The sequence below is a fragment of the Bacillus sp. 103mf genome (assembly GCF_900116295.1).
Taxonomy (GTDB): domain Bacteria; phylum Bacillota; class Bacilli; order Bacillales; family Bacillaceae_G; genus Bacillus_A; species Bacillus_A bruguierae.
The window spans coordinates 715,270-732,991 of record NZ_FPAF01000001.1 but is presented as its reverse complement, the minus strand read 5'-3'; the positions used below and the strand labels follow the sequence as shown (position 1 = coordinate 732,991).

Here is a 17,722-nt window from a genome sequence, read left to right as displayed (position 1 = left end):
ACCCCTTTTTTTAGATGGTCGAGAGCACCTGGCCGAGCGTAGAAGCGGTCAGGGCCTATTTGTGCCACGTGCAAAGTTTAAAAACAAAGGGAGGAAGCGATTACGAAGGCACTGAAAAAGTGATTACTTTGAAAAAACAAAACGTATTTTATCAATATGCTGAAAATAGTGAGGGGTACATCACCTGTATATAGTAGGTGGTGGACTCCTTTTTCTTATGAAGTGGACTTTTTCAGTGGCCTCAGCGAGTACAGGTTAAGTTTTGTTTTGTATAGCAGTGATTTGTAAGTTAAAAAAGGAAAATAGGTTTATATCATCTTCTCGTTTTTTACGATAACGTAATATACTCATAAACGGCATCTTCTACAGCCTCATATAAATCAATTTCCGCATTGTTAGAAATAATATTTTGAATACGTTCTATGAGCGTTTCATAGTCTTCTTGTGAAGTTGGCGTACATTGATATTGTTGAAAACTTTTAGTAATCATTTTTTTTATTAATTTTTCATTCATGATTTTTCCCACCTACATGTATATATGTATTGTTTTTATCCCGCTATTTGTGGGCAGTAAGACCCCCACCTCAAGATTCAGAGAGAGTATTGTCCAGTTCCAGTGGCTAGAATGTTCGGTGGCTTCGCTTCTTCCTACGAGGTAAAATACACCTCTACGTCAGAAGCTCCATCCCCCTCACATTCTGGACGAGCCACTTCCACTTTTCTTCATTGTCCAGCTCTAGCGGTTAGAACCTCCGGTCGTTTCGCCCCCTCCGACGAGGCAAAAAGCGCCTCTTTATCAGGGACGTGGGCGTCCTGCGCTTCTGAGCGAGCCGCTTCCGCTTTTCTAAAGAAGATAGGTGGGGATAACTGCCCGTAAAAGCCCGATTGGGCGGGCTTTCCATCAGTGGGAGATGAAAAAACTCTCCACTGATGGAAGTTTCACTTTATTGTACTTGAATTTCAAAAGAAAATCTCTATATCTTTATTTGTGCATAAAAATTCATTTGTTGTAAAAGTTTTATTAGTAAAATGACTTTTTTAACGCTAATTTTTATTGTTTATTAATTTATAAATATTTAATTGACTCTATAAATATACAATATTATAATCATATTTAAATCAAAAAGGTAATGAGGAGGAATTATGAAAACGGCGATTATTGGAGCAACCGGATATGGAGGACTTGAGCTTTTGCGGTTATTAACACATCATCCAAGCTTTACAGTGACATCGGTACATTCTTTTTCGCAAATTGGAGAATTCATGACAACACCATATCCTCATTTATCTACTTTTGTTTCTCATACATTAGCAGAGGTAGATGTTGAAGAGATTGCGAAAGAAACAGATATTGTATTTTTAGCAACGCCTGCTGGAGTGTCAGCGAATTTGACCCCGAGTTTACTAGAGGCTGGTGTAAGAGTTATTGATTTATCAGGAGATTTTCGAATTCGAAAGCCTTTTATATATGAAGAATGGTATAAAAAAACAGCTGCAAAAGAAGAAGTATTGCAACAAGCAGTGTACGGATTAACGGAGTGGAAAAAAAGCGAAATCGCAACAGCAAACTTAATTGCGAATCCAGGATGTTATGCAACTGCTACTTTGCTTGCGGTAGCTCCATTAGTAAAAAACGGAATTATTGAAGTGGATTCCCTTATTATTGATGCGAAATCAGGAGTTTCTGGAGCAGGAAAGACGCCAACAAATATGACACACTTCCCAGAAATTCACGATAATTTATACATTTATAAAGTAAATGAACATCAGCATATCCCAGAAATTGAGCAAATGTTGGGGGAATGGGATGAGAACATGAAACCAATTACGTTTAGTGCACATCTGATTCCGATTACGAGAGGGATTATGGTTACGCTCTATGCAAAGGCGAAGCAAGAGATAACAGATGATGTGCTTCAGCAGGTTTATGAGGAAAGCTATTGTCATTCACCGTTTGTAAGAATACGAGAAAAGGGAGTTTTTCCAAGTCCGAAAGAAGTAAGGGGATCTAACTTTTGTGACATCGGAACGGCTTATGATAAACGAACCGGGCGAATTACGATTGTTGCAGTCATTGATAATGTAATGAAGGGGGCGGCGGGGCAGGCAATGCAAAATGCAAATATATTAGCAGGGGTAGAAGAGACGGAGAATTTACACTTTATGCCGTTGTATCCGTAAGGGGGATAAAGCATGATTGAAACAGTATTATGTACGAAGATAGAAAACGGTTCAATTGTAACACCAAAAGGATTTGCAGCAATTGGAATTCATGCGGGATTAAGAAAAGAGAAAAAAGATATGGGAGCCATCGTATGTGAAGTACCGGCGAGTTGCGGGGCTGTTTATACGCAAAATCAATTCCAAGCAGCTCCTATTATCGTGACGAAAGAAGGTATTGCTGCTAAGCAAAAATTACAGGCTATTGTTGTGAATAGTGCAAATGCGAATTCTTGTACAGGTGTAAAAGGACTGCAGGATGCATATGAAATGCGTGCATTAGCAGCTAAGCAGTTTCATATAGATGAGAATTACGTTGCGGTAGCGTCTACAGGCGTCATCGGAGAGCCTCTACCAATGGAGAAAGTACGTAGTGGTATTTCTTTGTTACAACCATCAACAGAAGTAGAGATTGCGACATCATTTTATGAAGCAATTTTGACGACAGATTTAGTTGCGAAACAATCATGTTACAAGTTTTCAATTGAAGGGAAAGAGGTTGTGATTGCCGGAGCTGCAAAAGGATCAGGAATGATTCATCCAAATATGGCAACGATGCTCGGGTTTATTACGACTGATGTGAATATAGAAAGTGAAACATTACAAAGAGCTTTATCTCAGGTTATAAATCATACATTTAATCAAATTACAGTCGATGGAGATACGTCTACAAATGACATGGTACTTGTTATGGCAAGTGGGTTATCCAATACAACCGAAATATGCGAAGAACATCCAGAATGGGAGAAGTTTTTACTCGCATTTGGAAAGGTATGTGAAGATTTAGCAAAGCAAATTGCGAAAGATGGAGAAGGGGCGACAAAGTTAATTGAAGTAAATGTGCATGGCTCGCGAACTGTAGAAGAAGCAAATAGGATCGCGAAGCAAATTGTCGGCTCCAATCTTGTGAAAGCTGCTGTATACGGTGAGGATGCAAACTGGGGGCGGATTATTAGTGCAATTGGACAAAGCGGCATTGTGATTGAACCACATGCGGTGGATATTTCTATTCAGTCAATTGCGGTGTTAAAGAATAGTGAACCTCAATGTTTTTCAGAAGAGGAGATGAAACAAATGCTGCAACAAGAAGAGCTTGTTATCGATGTATACCTTCATATAGGCAAGGCAAGCGGAAGAGCATGGGGATGCGATTTAAGTTATGAATATATAAAAATTAATGCTTGTTATCGCACATAAGGAGAGAAGAGATGAGAGAACGTATTGTAATAAAATGCGGCGGCAGTATGTTGGCTCGTTTAGGTAAAACATTTTTTCAATGTATGAAACAAATTGCGCAAATGTATGATGTGATTGTTGTTCATGGTGGTGGGCCTGAAATTGATGCGATGCTAAACAAATTAAGTATTCCGATTGAAAAGAAAGATGGACTACGTGTGACAACAGCAGAGGTAATGAAAATTGTACAAATGGTATTATGCGGCAGTGCAAATAAGACATTTGTTTCAAAATTAAATGAACAAAAACTTGAAGCGATTGGATTATCTGGCTGTGATGGAATGTTATTGCAAGTCGCTCCGCTAGAAGCAGAATTTGGTTTTGTCGGTGAAGTGAAATTTGTTCGAAAGGCGCTATTACAATATTTGTTAGCAAATCAGTTTATTCCTGTTGTTGCACCTGTTGGAGTAATGGATGGACAGCTATATAACGTGAATGCAGATGCAGCAGCAGCGGCAATTGCGACAGCAATCAATGCGGAAAAATTAATTTTTATTACAGATGTAGATGGTGTTATGTACAAGGATCAGCTTCTTGAGAAAGTAGATGAACAGCAGCTTCTCGAGCTTATAGATAAGGAAACGATTACCGGTGGAATGATTCCGAAAGTGAAAGCTGCATTGACATCATTGGAACTAGGTGTAAAGGATGTTGTAATTGTGAACGGTACACAATGTTTTTTGACAAATAAAGGAGAGTGGATTGGCACAACAGTAACAAAAGGGGGGAGAGGTAGTGGGGCAGCATGTTTTTCCAACATACAGTAGACGAAATATTGAAATTGTGAACGGAAGCGGCACAAAGGTTACAGATAAACAAGGAAAGCAATATTTAGATTTTACTTCTGGAATTGCGGTATGCAATTTAGGGCATTGTCATCCAGCGGTAGTAAATGCTGTTGAAGAGCAATTACAAACAATATGGCACATTTCAAATTTATTTCCTCATACAGTACAAGAAGAAGTTGCTAAGTTATTAACAAAGGGCCGAGAGTTATGCTATGCATTTTTTTGTAATAGCGGAGCGGAAGCGAATGAGGCGGCGTTGAAGTTAGCACGTAAGTATACAGAGAAATCAGTTGTGATTACGTGCAGACAATCATTTCATGGACGAACTTTTGCAACGATGAGTGCAACAGGACAATCTAAAATTCATGATGGATTTGGACCACTTCTTCCAAGTTTTCTACACTTTCCTTTTAATGATATTACTGCGTTTCAAGAAGCGATGAATGAAGAAATTGCAGCCGTTATGGTGGAAATTGTACAGGGAGAAGGCGGTGTTCTTCCAGCAGATGTTCCATTTTTACGTGAAATTGAGAAGTTGTGTCATAGATACGGTGCACTTTTCATCGTCGATGAAGTGCAGACCGGAATGGGGAGAACGGGGACGTTATTTGCATATGAACAAATGGGAATTTCACCTGATATTGTTACAGTCGCAAAAGCGCTTGGAAATGGTATTCCGGTTGGAGCGATGCTTGGTAAAAAAGAGCTAGGGTCCGTTTTTTCTCCAGGAACACACGGCTCGACGTTTGGCGGGAATTTTATTGCAATGGCAGCTGCAAAAGAAGTATTACAAATTGTTTCACAGCCTTCTTTTTTGCAAGAAGTACAAGAAAAAGGAGCGTATTTTTTACGGAAATTACAAGAAGAGTTTCGGGATATGGAGTGGGTCATTGATATTCGCGGGAAAGGGCTCATGATTGGAGTTGTTTGCAAAGGAGAAGTTAGTGCACTGGTAGCAGCGTTAGAGAAAGAAGGCCTTCTCGTTTTACAGGCTGGATCCAATATACTGCGTATATTACCGCCGCTTATTGTAACGAAAGCAGAAATAGATGAAGCGGTGCATATGATGAGTCGTGTATGCAAACAAGCACTACTAAAATAGAGGAGGAATTTGTATGCAAACAGTGTCTGTACCAAAACTGCAAACAAAGGATATTTTAACATTAGAAGAATTAACACAAGAAGAAATCATTGCAATTATTGAGTTTGCGATGTACGTAAAAAAAGAAAAAACATTACCACTCTTAAATGGTAAAATTTTAGGATTAATCTTTGACAAACATTCTACTCGTACACGTGTATCTTTTGAAGCTGGAATGATTCAGCTTGGAGGACATGGTATGTTTTTAAACGGTAAGGAACTTCAACTTGGAAGAGGGGAAAGTATTGCGGATACTGCAAAAGTGCTATCACAATATATAGATGGAATTATGATACGAACATTTTCACATAAGGAAGTAGAAGAATTAGCAAAAGAAGCAACAATTCCTATTATTAATGGATTAACAGATGACCATCATCCGTGTCAAGCGCTGGCAGATTTAATGACGATTTATGAAGAAGTAAATACATTTCAAAATATTAAGCTTACTTACGTTGGGGATGGAAATAATGTTTGTCATTCACTGCTCATTGCGAGTGCGAAAGTAGGGATGAACATTACAGTTGCAACGCCTCAAGGGTATGAAGTGAATGAAGAAATTGTGAAACGTGCAATCGAAATTGCAAAGAAAACAGGAGCTAAAATTGACATTACATATAATGCAAAAGAGGCTGTCAAAGAAGCGGATTTTGTTTATACAGATGTTTGGATGAGTATGGGGCAAGAAGATAATAAAGAGAAATATAAATTGTTTCAGCCATATCAAGTAAACGAGCAACTGGTTCAAGAAGCAAAATCAACGTATCGTTTCTTACACTGCTTACCAGCTCATCGCGAAGAAGAAGTAACATCAGAAATCATTGATGGCCCACAATCAATTGTGTTTCAGCAGGCGGGAAATCGCCTGCATGTACAAAAGGCATTATTAGCCAGCTTATTACAAGAAAAACAACCTTCTTCATAATAGGAGGTTGTTTTTTGTTCCAAATGTCTTATCTAGATTTCGCATTTTCTCTTTACATACTTTATAATAGTAAGAACAGAAAAATATAAGAGAGATGATGTAGATGCGAGTAAATAAGAAAACATATTCATTCTTTCAACGTATTTGGCGAGGAATGAAGTTAAATTATTATAAATTATTACGGGCACCAGAAGGCGCGAAAAATGTATCACGAGGATTTGCTGTTGGTTTTGGAATGGAGATGCTAGTTATTCATACGGCTTCGCTCGTATATCTTATTTTTTATCCACTTGTTCGATTACTGAAAGGTTCGTTTCCTGCAGCTGTTATCGGTAATATTATCGGGAAATTAACATTTTTACCTGTTCTGTTAATTCCTTTTGCGCATGCATTAGGAAAACTTATTTATCCTTTTGAGGTAAAAAAAATCCCACTTCACCATTATACAATAAGAGACTTTTTTTCAAGTAATGGGTTAACAATCTTAAGAAGCCTGTTACAAAGTGAAGTATATGTAATAATAGGTATGACGATTTTAGGGATTGGACTCGGCATAATTGCTTACTTTGTGATGCACTATTTATACGAGAAAAACCGCAAATTACGATTGACGAAAAGAAAGAAACAAATAAAAAGACCCATTGCACAACTGTAATGAATGCACATCAAATTTCCTTTTTGAATATGCTTCTAAAAAGGAGGAAAGCTGATGTTTTTTTCTTATTATGATCCGAGATACTATCCGCGTGTTTTGTATTATCCTGTCCCGTATATAAGGCAGACTGTGCAACCATCGCAAGAAAGTAAACCGTATTTAACTACTTGGCCGTATTCAAATGTATATTACGGAAATTATTACGAAACATAAAGCTGCTTCGAGTTAGAAGCAGCTTTATATATTTGCTTTCATAATTAAATTTTGGATTGTTTGCAATGAATGGGTCAATTGTTCCCGGTCGCTTGCAGATAACGTTTGTAAATTTTCTTTTAGCTTTCCTAAAAGGAATTGTTTGTATTGATTAACTAATGATTTTCCTTCAGCTGTAAGAGACATTAAAATAACACGCCGATCTTTTTCGCTATAATGGCGCTCTACAAGTTCTTCTTGAATGAGTTTATTTAACAATGGTGTCATATTCGGTCTTGAAATAGCTAACCGTTTGCCGATTTCTGAAACTGCTAATGTATCTCGCTCATGCAATAACAATAACACCTGTGTATGTGATGGCGGCATATGTCGCTGAGAAGAGAACTCTCCAGGAAGCATAAACTTGCGATAAAAAAGAGGCACTAGCGAAAGGAGATGATCAATGATGCGTTCCCACTCACGTGAATCCATATAATAGGGCCCCCCTTCTGTTCTTATTGTAACAAAAAAACATAACGTTATAAAAATAGAATGATTTTTTTGTGAATCTAAGGTAAAAAACCGCCTGTAAGGACCCGATTGGTTCAACTATATAAACTCATTTTAATTTTTCAATATTTAAGTCGCTGCTATGCAGAATAAAACATGACCTCCACTTGCTTTCTCATTTTGTTTTAAATATTGCACGTGGCAGGAAAAGGAACTGACCGTTTCTATGCATGGCCAGACGCTCTAGCTCACTTAAAAAGAAAGAGGCTTTTATGTTGGTTTTTAATTTGTATTTATATAACCATAAGTAGGACCCCCGCTTACTTATGGAAGTTTCACCTTATACGATAACACTTGTTGTGCAAATGATTCTGCGATTTTTTCATATCCTTTATCATTTGGATGAACTTGATCATACAGTAAATCTTTTTGATCATTTGGTAATAATTTACGAATCGGTAAGACGAGTGAAGGTTGATTTTCTTTTGAAATCGAATATATGATTTTGTTCCAATTATCTAAGAAAACATTTGCATAAGAAGCAATGGAATCCTCAAGTTTTAATGGGTTATAGAGTTCAGATAAAATGATGAGTGCATTCGGATTAGAGGCACGAATCGTTTTTACAATGTTTTGTAAATCTTGTTCAAAACGATCTTTTTCTTCATTTAATAATTTCATTCCTTCTATAACACCGACATTTCGTTTTATGTGTAAAACGTTATTCCCGCCAATACTAATTGTAATCATATGAGCTTCTTTTATTTTTTGCTTCATTTCTTCGGTTTGCATCATTTGCAGTAACCGGTCTGTTGTTAAGCCGTTTATTGCAAGGTTATCGACTATAATTTGTTTTTGTAATTGTTTTTCTAATGTATGAGAAGCAAATTGTACATATCCACCTTGTGTAGACCCGTAACCTTTTGCAAGAGAATCACCTAGGACAAGATGATGAAGCGTCGCATCTGTTTGTGTATCAATCCAGTGCGAAACGGTTACTGCTGGAGATTCTTTTTGAATATTTGTCTCATGATCCTTTTCATAATACAAAAATGTAATGATAAGAAGGAGGAGACAAATTGTAGACAAAAGAAGTTTTTTCATCGTTTTATCCTCCTTATAAATGGTTATTGTATCATATTCATGATGAGAAGCAATGGAATATACATTACGTTTTTATGAAAAATTTACATTGTTTTTACAAAAAATTTGTAGAAGCACGTCAAAATTTGTTGACGATATAAACGACTGTTCGTTATGATGAATTTTAGATGGGGTAAATTTATCCAACTCGCAAAGGAAGTAGGACAACTAACTTCTTTGTAACCTGGATGATTAAGAAGTAGGGACACAGATTCCATCGTTTATTTTGTTACTAGGGATTATGTTATAGGGGGGATTTTTTGTGAAAAAATCAACAAAAACGTTGGCTGGTGCTGCACTTGCAATAGGTGTTATTGCTCCGCAAGTATGGCCTACACCTGCATATGCAGAAGGAGAGGACAGTACTGTAAAACTAAGAATATTAGAAACATCTGATATTCACGTGAACTTAATGAACTATGATTACTATCAAACAAAAACAGATAATAAAGTAGGATTAGTTCAAACAGCGACTCTTGTTAATGAAGCACGTAAAGAGGCAAAAAACTCTGTTTTATTTGATGATGGAGATGCTTTGCAAGGAACGCCGCTTGGTGATTATGTAGCAAATAAAATAAAAAAAGAAGATAATTTAGATCCAAGCTATGTGCATCCGTTATATCGTATGATGAATTTAATGAAGTATGACGTCATCTCTCTTGGAAATCATGAATTTAACTATGGATTAGATTACTTAAATCAAGTGATTAGTAAAGCACAGTTTCCTGTAATTAACTCGAATGTATATGATGCAAAAACTGGTAAAAATTATTTCAAGAATCCCTATCATATTTTAGAAAAAGAAGTAGAAGATGAAGCTGGACAAAAGCATAAAATAAAAATCGGCGTAATGGGCTTTGTTCCACCGCAAATTATGGGATGGGATAAAGCGAATTTAGAAGGAAAAGTAATAGCGAAGGATATTGTAGAAACAGCGAAAGAAATGGTGCCGAAAATGAAAGCGGAAGGCGCAGATATCATCGTTGCGTTAGCTCATTCTGGCGTTGATGAAAGCGGCTACATTCCTGGGATGGAGAATGCATCGTATTATTTAGCAACAGAAGTTCCTGGTGTTGACGCGGTGCTAATGGGGCACTCTCATAAAGTAGTAACGAAAAAGTATAATAATGGTGTTCCCGTTGTCATGCCAGGTGTTTTCGGAAATAATTTAGGAATGATTGATATGGAATTAAAGCAAGTGAACGGAAAATGGGAAGTACAAAAAGATAAATCGAACCCTGCTGTTCGTCCAATTGCAGATAGTAAAGGCAATGCTTTAGTAGAATCAGACCAAAAATTAGTAGACGAGATAAAGGCTGATCATGAAGGAACAATTAAATATGTAAATACACCAGTTGGCGAAACGACAGCGCCAATTAATAGTTACTTTGCGCTTGTACAAGACGATCCATCTGTTCAAATTGTAACGAATGCACAGAAGTGGTATACAGAGAAGAAGATGAAGGGTACGGAATTTGAAGGGCTGCCAATTTTATCAGCAGGTGCACCGTTTAAAGCAGGTGGACGTAACGGCGCTACATATTATACAGATATTCCAGTGGGGACGCTTGCAATTAAAAACGTTGCGGACTTATACGTATATCCAAACACATTACATGCAGTGAAAGTAAATGGCGCTCAGTTGAAAGATTGGTTAGAAATGTCGGCAGGTCAATTTAATCAAATTGATCCAAAGAACAAAGATGAGCAAAAATTAGTGAATATTGATTATCCAACGTACAATTTTGATGTATTAGATGGCGTGAAATATGAAATTGATGTAACGCAGCCTGCTAAATATGACAAAGAGGGAAAAGTTGTAAATGAAACTGCAAATCGTATTGTAAACTTAACGTATGACGGAAAGCCAGTAACGGATAGTCAAGAGTTTGTTGTAGCAACGAATAACTACCGTGGTAGCAGTAAAACATTCCCAGGCGTAAGCAAAGGAGAAGTACTTTTACAATCTCCTGATGAAACTCGTCAAATTATTGTGGAATATATGAAAGAAAAGAAAACGATTAACCCGGAAGCAGATAAAAACTGGACATTTAAACCAATCACTGGCGATAAACTAAATGTTACGTTTGATTCTTCTCCAAATGCCCAGAAATATATAACGAAAGACGGAAATATTTCTTATGTTGGCTCATCAGAAAATGAATTTGCCAAATATGCAATTGATTTAACAAAAAAAGATGAACCAAATGGTGGAGACAAGCCAAATGGCGGCGATAATGGAACGGATCAACCGAAAACGCCAACAGATAATAACAATGGCGGAGATCAGCCGAAAACAACAGAAGATAATAAAAACAGCGAAGAGAAGCCAGTAGCAGCAGATTCAGGTAAAGAGCAAACAAAAACAGACAACAATTTGCCAAATACAGGAGCAAATGTGTTTGCGACATTGGCTGCAGGTCTTGCATTTATTGGTGCAGGTGCGATAGCGCTATTTAGAAGAAAGAAATTAAATAAATAATAAAGAAAAAGTCCACTGCTAGGCAGCGGACTTTTCTTTATGTTCTTTCTCCCATGAAAGGCCAAAGCCTGTGAATCCAACAAATAAAGTAATGATTGGACAAAGTAAACAGAAAACGGTATATGGCAGGTAACTCATTGTTGGTACGTTTAGGACACTTGCGAGAAACACACCACTAACCCCCCATGGTACGAGCGGATTAATCACCGTGCCGGCATCTTCTAATACACGTGATAGATTGCGGCGCTTTAAGCCAAGCTCATCGTATTTTTCGGCAAATGCTTGACCTGGTAAGATGATTGATAAGTATTGTTCACCGAGCAAAAAGTTAACGCCGATTGCAGTAGCTGCTGTCGAGAAGATTAAACGTCCGCTCGTCGTGACAAAGCTTGAGATTGCGGCCATAAGCTGTTTGATAATCCCCATTTCTTGTAGTAATCCTCCCATACCGAGTGAAAGGAAAATAAGAGCAACAGACATTAACATACTTTGTAACCCGCCGCGTGTTAATAAACTATCAATATCTTTTACACCTGTATGCGATACATATCCGTTTTGCATAATATTAATTAAGTTTGTAAGAGATGTATTTGGAGTAAAAATAAATAGAATGATAATACCTGAGATAATACCAGCAAGTAATGTAGGAACTGCTGGAACTTTTTTAACTGCTAATACAAATAAAACAAGGACCGGTAGTAAAGTAATAATAGAAATTGTTGCATGTTCTTGTAATGTTTCTGTGAAAGAAGCAAACTGAAGTTGTCCAGAAGTACCTTTCCCAAGAATATAGAAAATAACAAGTGAAATAATAAACGCGGGTACAGTTGTCCATAACATATTTCGAATATGATCAAACATATCTACTTTAGAGACAGCGGGCGCTAAATTTGTTGTATCAGAAAGAGGTGACATTTTGTCTCCAAAGAAAGATCCAGAAATAACAGCACCAGCAACTAAAGCCGCATCGTAACCAAGAGCACTTCCCATTCCCATGAAAGCAATTCCAACTGTTGCAGCTGTTGTGAAGGCACTACCAATACTAGTACCGATAATAGAACAGACGATAAAGACTGTTGGTAAGAAAATTTTAGGTGAAACCATTTGAAAACCGTATACCATTAATGTAGGAATCGTACCAGCAGCGATCCAAACGCTAATTAATGCACCGACAAGTAAAAAGATAAAAATAGATGGTAATCCCGCTGAAATACCATTTCTCATCCCATTCTCCATCACAGACCATGGTATTTTCTTTATGAATCCAAATGCTAGTAATATGACAATCCCAAATAAAATAGGAATATGAGGCATAACTTGTAATCGAATGACGCTAAAACCGATACAGAAAAAGATAAGAGCTGTTAGTATAATAGATGCTCGTTTTGTAATCATGATAATACATTCTCCTTAGATGTTATGTTTTACTATGGTTTGAAAAAATACGCCAATATCGAATGATTCCTCCGGCCTCCCAAACTTGCATATTACTTCTCTCCTTTTTTGAAAATAAAAAACGCCCCTGCAATATATGCAGGGACGAAAATAATCGCGGTACCACCCTAGCTTGTGAAATGTACGTATGACAATTAAAGGTATACATCGATTGATGAAAATAAAAAACGTCCCTGCAATATATGCAGGGACGAAAACATCGCGGTACCACCCTAAATTGTGAAATAAAAACATTTCACCACTTTGCAGAAATAACGGTCTGTAACCGTCTTTCACTACTCCAACTGTTTCGTAAAAGAAGCTCAAGGGGGTAATTCATACTTCGTTCTGTACTGATTCGCACCAACCACCAGCTCTCTGAAATCATGAAGCGAAATACTACTAAATCCTATCATCGCCGAATCATGTCGTGTTAGTAAATTTTTATCATATAAAATAGGAGGGTGTCAATAGTTATTTTTGAAGTTGTATGATATAGAAAAAGAGTACAAATTATATTTTTGTTCGTTATAATGAATGTAAGGAGGACAAAATATGAAAATAAAAATCATAATTATTTCAATGTTGTTCACAGTCATTGGTGGTGCTGGAATTTATACAGCATTTGCGTCATCTCCTAATTCAATAAAGAAAAGTGTTGAAAAGCCAAAAGAAACAGTAAGGCAAAATGAAGAAGAAAACATGCAAAAAACAGCAGATAAATTCGGGGTTTCTACAGAAGGAAAAACAAAAGAACAAATCCAAAAAGAAATAGGTGCAGTGCGTTATGAAAAGCGCCAAGAGCTTCTTCGGGAGCATGCAAAAGAGCTCGGAATTGAAATAGAAGGTAAAACGGATGAACAATTAATTCAAGAGATTGGGAAAATTCAGCACGGTAAATAAGGCGGCTTATCATAGGATAGGTCGTTCTTTTTTTTGAGAATATGATTCCATGAAAAAGAATTGACAGTATTTGTTTTGTAATGTTAACTTTAATTTAAAATGAGTTAACATTAGGGGTGATAGTCATGACTGTAAGGAGCATGGATCAAACTTTTACATATGAGGAACTAGCTCAAAAAAATAAAAATTATGTGTGGCATCCATTTACTCAAATGAAAGATTATTTGGAGGATGATCCTGTCATTATTGAACGAGGAGAAGGAAGAAAATTATATGATGTGAATGGGAAAGGCTATTGGGACGGTGTGTCTTCTATTTGGCTCAATGTTCATGGTCACCATGTTCAAGAGCTAGATGATGCGATTCGTGAGCAATTAAATAAAATTGCGCATTCTACATTGCTAGGTATTGCGAATGTACCAAGTATTTTATTAGCCGAAAAAATTATTGAAATTGTACCCAATGGACTGAAGAAAGTTTTTTACTCTGATTCCGGTGCAACATCAGTTGAAATTGCAATTAAAATGGCCTTTCAATATTGGCAGCATAAAGGAAAGTCTAAAAAGAAAAAATTTATTACGATGAAAGAAGCGTATCATGGTGACACAATAGGAGCTGTATCTGTCGGGGCCATTGATATGTTTCACCAAGCGTATAGTACGCTTTTATTTGATACGTTAAAAGTACCATATCCGTATACATATCGTTCTCCTTATGGAGAAGATGGGCAAATGATTGTGAAAAAGCATTTAGAAGAAATGGAAGATTTATTGCAAAGCAATCACGAAGAAGTAGCAGCTGTTATTGTCGAACCACTTGTCCAAGGAGCGAGCGGGATTATTACAATGCCAGATGGTTATTTAAAAGGATTAAGAGAGCTTTGCACAGCATACGATGTTCTTCTTATTACAGATGAAGTAGCAACTGGATTTGGCAGAACAGGCAAAATGTTTGCATGCGAGCATGAGGGAATCACACCAGATATTTTAACTGCTGGAAAAGGATTAACAGGAGGGTATTTACCGGTTGCAATTACCGTAACCACAGAAGAAATTTATCGTGCTTTTTTAGGTGATTATGAGGAACAAAAAACGTTTTTTCATGGTCATAGTTATACAGGAAATCCACTAGGATGTGCCGTAGCACTTGCAAATTTAAAATTATTTGAAACTACTAATCTTATAGAAGCTGTTAGTCATAAAGCAGAATATATCGCAAAACGCTTAGAAGTTTTGCGTGAGTTTAAGCATGCGGGAGATATTCGTCAGCGAGGCTTTATGATTGGCATTGAGCTTGTGCAAAATAAAGAAACGAAGGAGGCATATTCTTGGCAGGAACGAGTCGGTGTGAAGGTTTGCAAAAGAGCACGTGATTTAGGAATGATTCTTCGTCCGCTTGGGAATGTCATTGTCTTTATGCCGCCGCTTGCTTCTACGATAGAAGAACTTGATGATATGATTGCGATTTTACAGCAAGCCATTCAAGAGGTAACGGAGGGAGAATGATGAGTGGTTTCTTTGTAACAGCAACTGATACGGAAGTAGGAAAAACGGTTGTAACAGGTGCATTAGCAGGTGTACTTCGTGAGCGTGGATATAACATAGGTGTGTATAAACCATTGCAAAGCGGTCATCTTTCCTCCCATCCAGAAGGAGACGCCGCTCGGTTGAAAGCAGCTGCGGGTGTAACAATATCATGTGAAGAGATTTGCCCTTATTCAGTTGAAGAACCGCTTGCGCCTCGTCTAGCAATGAAGCGGGCAGAAAGGCAAGTATTATTATCAGATATTACAAGTCATTACGGAGAATTATCGAAACAATTTGACTCTTTGCTTGTGGAAGGCGCTGGCGGACTTGTAGTTCCATACACAGACGATGCTCTCGTTGTCGATTTTGCGAAACAACTGCAATTACCATTACTTATTGTAGCAAGACCAACACTTGGGACAGTGAATCATACTATTTTAACAGTTTCTTATGCAAAAGCACACGGCTTATCAATCGCAGGTATCATTTTATCTGGATGCAGAGAACATGAAAAAGAAAGAGTGCTAGAAAATAAAGAAATGATAGAAGAATTAAGCGGCGTGCCAGTTATTGGATTGCTGCCAGCGCTTCCTGAAAATTTTACGAGAAATGAACTATTACAAGCGGCAGAAGAGAGTATTGCTATCTCAAGGTTAGAGGAGTTTTTACGAAATGAATTCAGTGTGGGAAGCTCATTTTCAGTCTAAGTTATCGAGTCTTATAGAAACTTCACAGCACCGAAAATTGTTGGCGACGGAGCACGCCGAACAAGCGTGGCTCGTTCGAAATGGAAAGAGGTTATTAAATTTAGCTTCAAACAATTACTTAGGATTAGCTGGTGATGAACGATTAAAAGAGGCGGCAATGGAAGCGACAAAAAGGTATGGGACCGGAGCAACGGCATCTCGTCTTGTTGTAGGGAACTATCCGCTATATGAAGAAATTGAAGAGTGTATATGTGCTTGGAAAGAAACTGAAAAAGCGCTAATTGTGAATAGCGGTTATACAGCAAACGTCGGAGCAATTTCTTCACTTGTAAGTCGTCATGACGTCGTGTTTAGCGATAAGTTAAATCATGCAAGTATTGTAGATGGCATCGTATTAAGCGGTGCCGAGCATAAGCGCTATCGTCATAATGATTTAGAACATTTAGAGAAATTACTGAAATCTGCTAAGGTAGAAAAACGAAAACTTATTGTTACGGATACTATTTTTAGCATGGATGGAGATAGGGCTCACTTAGAAGATTTAGTGATGCTGAAAGAAAAATATGGAGCACTTCTTATGGTTGATGAGGCACATGCCGGTGGAATATATGGGGAAAACGGAGCGGGTCTTGCTCATGAGCATCCCCAATTAGCTAAATCGATAGATATTCATATAGGTACATTTAGTAAAGCGATGGGCTGTTATGGTGCGTATATTACCGGAAGTGCTGTTTGCACTGAGTATATGATCAATACGATGCGTAGTTTTATTTTTACAACTGCTTTACCTCCAGGAACGCTTGGAGCAATCGGGAAAGCAATTGAAATTGTAAGAAAAGATGAAGCAAATCGTCAAAGATTAATAGAAAATGGCCGATATTTTCGAACAACCCTACAAGAAGCTGGTTTTCATATTGGAGACAGCACCACGCATATTGTTCCTGTTATTGTAGGCTCTAATGAAGCAGTACTTCGTTTTAGTATGAAATTGCAAGAAGCAGGAATAGCAGCAATTGCTATTAGGCCACCTACTGTTCCGCAGTGTAGTTCTCGCATCCGCTTTGCCGTAACAGCGCATCATACGAATGATGATTTACAATGGGCAACGCAGCGGATTGTACAAATTGGAAAAAAAGAAGGAGTGATTTCATGACAGAGCCTAGTATTATGCTTATTCCAGGGTGGGGCATGGAAGAACCGGTTTGGGAAGCAGTCCTTCCGTATTTACATGATTTTCCCGTACATGTTGTTCATTGGCGTAATAGTGAAGAGGGGCATGAGTTGCAACGTCGAATTATAGAGGGAGCGCAAGGGAAAGAAGTAATTTTAGTTGGTTGGTCACTTGGGGCACTGGCCGCTCTTCAAGTGCATCATTTATTGCAAACGAAAGGGATTGTTTTACTAGGAGGAACAGCGAAATTTACAACAGATTCCGATTACGTATATGGTTGGAAAAACTCTTTCGTCGAACGAATGAACCGAAATCTTTTGAAACAAAAAAGTGATACGTTAAAAAGATTTTATGTGAGTATGTTTTCAAAGGCGGAGCAGGAAAATGGACAGGACATTGCATTTCTTAAAATAGCTGAACAATTCCAAGGTGATTCAATTCACTCTTTGCAATGTGGACTCCATTACTTAATAGAAACAGATGTTAGAGAACAGCTATTGCAAATAGATGTGCCAGTATTGCTTCTTCATGGAAAAGATGATGTTATTTGTCCTCTGTCTGCAGCGGAGTATATACAAGAAAAAATAAACGCATCACTCATAATTATAGAAGAAGCTGGACATGCACTTTGTTTCACACAAGCAAAGCGATGTGCAAAAGAAATTATACAGTTTGTAAAGGAGATATAG

The 17,722-nt window shown here is 37.6% G+C and carries 17 protein-coding genes and 1 other annotated feature; of the genes, 13 read left to right on the top strand and 4 right to left on the bottom strand.

The window, feature by feature from the left end:
- Positions 1 to 328: 328 nt before the first annotated feature.
- Positions 329 to 514, bottom strand: coding sequence for a YqzH family protein (locus tag BM350_RS03665; RefSeq protein ID WP_090913986.1), 186 nt, complete (start codon positions 512 to 514; stop codon positions 329 to 331).
- A 629-nt stretch (positions 515 to 1,143) separates the two neighbouring features.
- Between BM350_RS03665 and argC the strand changes: the two genes are divergently transcribed.
- The 7 genes from argC to BM350_RS26745 all read left to right on the top strand — a co-directional run bounded on the left by argC (position 1,144) and on the right by BM350_RS26745 (position 7,178).
- Positions 1,144 to 2,181: an N-acetyl-gamma-glutamyl-phosphate reductase gene (gene argC / locus BM350_RS03655; protein WP_090913988.1), complete on the top strand. Its 1,038-nt coding sequence runs from the start codon at positions 1,144 to 1,146 to the stop codon at positions 2,179 to 2,181.
- A 12-nt stretch (positions 2,182 to 2,193) separates the two neighbouring features.
- Positions 2,194 to 3,417 (top strand): bifunctional glutamate N-acetyltransferase/amino-acid acetyltransferase ArgJ, encoded by a 1,224-nt coding sequence (argJ, locus tag BM350_RS03650; protein WP_090913989.1) that lies wholly within the window; start codon positions 2,194 to 2,196, stop codon positions 3,415 to 3,417.
- Positions 3,418 to 3,428: 11 nt separating this feature from the next.
- A complete protein-coding gene (argB, locus tag BM350_RS03645; protein ID WP_090913991.1) occupies positions 3,429 to 4,223 on the top strand; it encodes an acetylglutamate kinase in 795 nt (264 codons plus the stop codon).
- The gene (locus BM350_RS03640) at positions 4,192 to 5,346 is read left to right on the top strand and encodes an acetylornithine transaminase (protein ID WP_090913993.1); all 1,155 of its coding nucleotides are present in this window, start codon (positions 4,192 to 4,194) and stop codon (positions 5,344 to 5,346) included. The genes argB and BM350_RS03640 overlap by 32 nt, the downstream gene beginning before the upstream one ends.
- A 13-nt stretch (positions 5,347 to 5,359) precedes the next feature.
- On the top strand, positions 5,360 to 6,310 hold the full coding sequence (gene argF / locus BM350_RS03635; RefSeq protein WP_090913995.1) for an ornithine carbamoyltransferase: 951 nt from the start codon (positions 5,360 to 5,362) through the stop codon (positions 6,308 to 6,310).
- 103 nt (positions 6,311 to 6,413) lie between these two features.
- The gene (locus tag BM350_RS03630) at positions 6,414 to 6,965 is read left to right on the top strand and encodes a DUF2062 domain-containing protein (RefSeq protein ID WP_090913997.1); all 552 of its coding nucleotides are present in this window, start codon (positions 6,414 to 6,416) and stop codon (positions 6,963 to 6,965) included.
- Between the two features lie 54 nt (positions 6,966 to 7,019).
- Positions 7,020 to 7,178, top strand: coding sequence for a hypothetical protein (locus BM350_RS26745; RefSeq protein WP_170857643.1), 159 nt, complete (start codon positions 7,020 to 7,022; stop codon positions 7,176 to 7,178).
- Positions 7,179 to 7,202: 24 nt separating this feature from the next.
- Here BM350_RS26745 and BM350_RS03625 read toward each other — a convergent pair whose 3' ends face one another.
- Positions 7,203 to 7,676, bottom strand: a complete 474-nt coding sequence (locus BM350_RS03625) for a MarR family winged helix-turn-helix transcriptional regulator (protein WP_139207624.1) — start codon at positions 7,674 to 7,676, stop codon at positions 7,203 to 7,205.
- 315 nt (positions 7,677 to 7,991) lie between these two features.
- Positions 7,992 to 8,771, bottom strand: a complete 780-nt coding sequence (locus BM350_RS03620) for a GDSL-type esterase/lipase family protein (RefSeq protein ID WP_090914001.1) — start codon at positions 8,769 to 8,771, stop codon at positions 7,992 to 7,994.
- A gap of 301 nt (positions 8,772 to 9,072) precedes the next feature.
- Here BM350_RS03620 and BM350_RS03615 point away from each other — a divergent pair, with 301 nt between their 5' ends.
- Positions 9,073 to 11,292, top strand: a complete 2,220-nt coding sequence (locus BM350_RS03615) for a bifunctional 2',3'-cyclic-nucleotide 2'-phosphodiesterase/3'-nucleotidase (RefSeq protein WP_090914003.1) — start codon at positions 9,073 to 9,075, stop codon at positions 11,290 to 11,292.
- 18 nt (positions 11,293 to 11,310) lie between these two features.
- Here BM350_RS03615 and nhaC read toward each other — a convergent pair whose 3' ends face one another.
- Positions 11,311 to 12,687: a Na+/H+ antiporter NhaC gene (gene nhaC / locus BM350_RS03610; protein ID WP_090914005.1), complete on the bottom strand. Its 1,377-nt coding sequence runs from the start codon at positions 12,685 to 12,687 to the stop codon at positions 11,311 to 11,313.
- Between the two features lie 243 nt (positions 12,688 to 12,930).
- Positions 12,931 to 13,151: a binding site (T-box leader), on the bottom strand.
- A 130-nt stretch (positions 13,152 to 13,281) separates the two neighbouring features.
- On the opposite strand from nhaC, the gene BM350_RS03600 reads away from it, so the two are divergent.
- The 5 genes from BM350_RS03600 (at position 13,282) to BM350_RS03580 (ending at position 17,722) form a co-directional block, all read left to right on the top strand.
- Positions 13,282 to 13,629 (top strand): hypothetical protein, encoded by a 348-nt coding sequence (locus tag BM350_RS03600; protein WP_090914007.1) that lies wholly within the window; start codon positions 13,282 to 13,284, stop codon positions 13,627 to 13,629.
- A gap of 125 nt (positions 13,630 to 13,754) precedes the next feature.
- A complete protein-coding gene (gene bioA / locus BM350_RS03595; RefSeq protein ID WP_090914009.1) occupies positions 13,755 to 15,134 on the top strand; it encodes an adenosylmethionine--8-amino-7-oxononanoate transaminase in 1,380 nt (459 codons plus the stop codon).
- A complete protein-coding gene (bioD, locus tag BM350_RS03590) occupies positions 15,134 to 15,862 on the top strand; it encodes a dethiobiotin synthase (RefSeq protein WP_090914011.1) in 729 nt (242 codons plus the stop codon). Before bioA ends, bioD begins: the two co-directional genes overlap by 1 nt.
- Entirely contained in the window at positions 15,828 to 17,015 is a 1,188-nt protein-coding gene (gene bioF / locus BM350_RS03585) for an 8-amino-7-oxononanoate synthase (RefSeq protein ID WP_090914013.1), read from the top strand. Before bioD ends, bioF begins: the two co-directional genes overlap by 35 nt.
- Positions 17,012 to 17,722 (top strand): alpha/beta fold hydrolase, encoded by a 711-nt coding sequence (locus BM350_RS03580; RefSeq protein ID WP_090914015.1) that lies wholly within the window; start codon positions 17,012 to 17,014, stop codon positions 17,720 to 17,722. The genes bioF and BM350_RS03580 overlap by 4 nt, the downstream gene beginning before the upstream one ends.

Bases quoted from the DNA above. Each gene is read 5' to 3' on its own strand.
- BM350_RS03665 (WP_090913986.1), bottom strand. From the start codon at position 514: ATGAATGAAAAATTAATAAAAAAAATGATTACTAAAAGTTTTCAACAA.
- argC (WP_090913988.1), top strand. From the start codon at position 1,144: ATGAAAACGGCGATTATTGGAGCAACCGGATATGGAGGACTTGAGCTT.
- argJ (WP_090913989.1), top strand. From the start codon at position 2,194: ATGATTGAAACAGTATTATGTACGAAGATAGAAAACGGTTCAATTGTA.
- argB (WP_090913991.1), top strand. From the start codon at position 3,429: ATGAGAGAACGTATTGTAATAAAATGCGGCGGCAGTATGTTGGCTCGT.
- argF (WP_090913995.1), top strand. From the start codon at position 5,360: ATGCAAACAGTGTCTGTACCAAAACTGCAAACAAAGGATATTTTAACA.
- BM350_RS03630 (WP_090913997.1), top strand. From the start codon at position 6,414: ATGCGAGTAAATAAGAAAACATATTCATTCTTTCAACGTATTTGGCGA.
- BM350_RS26745 (WP_170857643.1), top strand. From the start codon at position 7,020: ATGTTTTTTTCTTATTATGATCCGAGATACTATCCGCGTGTTTTGTAT.
- BM350_RS03620 (WP_090914001.1), bottom strand. From the start codon at position 8,771: ATGAAAAAACTTCTTTTGTCTACAATTTGTCTCCTCCTTCTTATCATT.
- nhaC (WP_090914005.1), bottom strand. From the start codon at position 12,687: ATGATTACAAAACGAGCATCTATTATACTAACAGCTCTTATCTTTTTC.
- BM350_RS03600 (WP_090914007.1), top strand. From the start codon at position 13,282: ATGAAAATAAAAATCATAATTATTTCAATGTTGTTCACAGTCATTGGT.
- bioA (WP_090914009.1), top strand. From the start codon at position 13,755: ATGACTGTAAGGAGCATGGATCAAACTTTTACATATGAGGAACTAGCT.
- bioD (WP_090914011.1), top strand. From the start codon at position 15,134: ATGAGTGGTTTCTTTGTAACAGCAACTGATACGGAAGTAGGAAAAACG.
- bioF (WP_090914013.1), top strand. From the start codon at position 15,828: ATGAATTCAGTGTGGGAAGCTCATTTTCAGTCTAAGTTATCGAGTCTT.
- BM350_RS03580 (WP_090914015.1), top strand. From the start codon at position 17,012: ATGACAGAGCCTAGTATTATGCTTATTCCAGGGTGGGGCATGGAAGAA.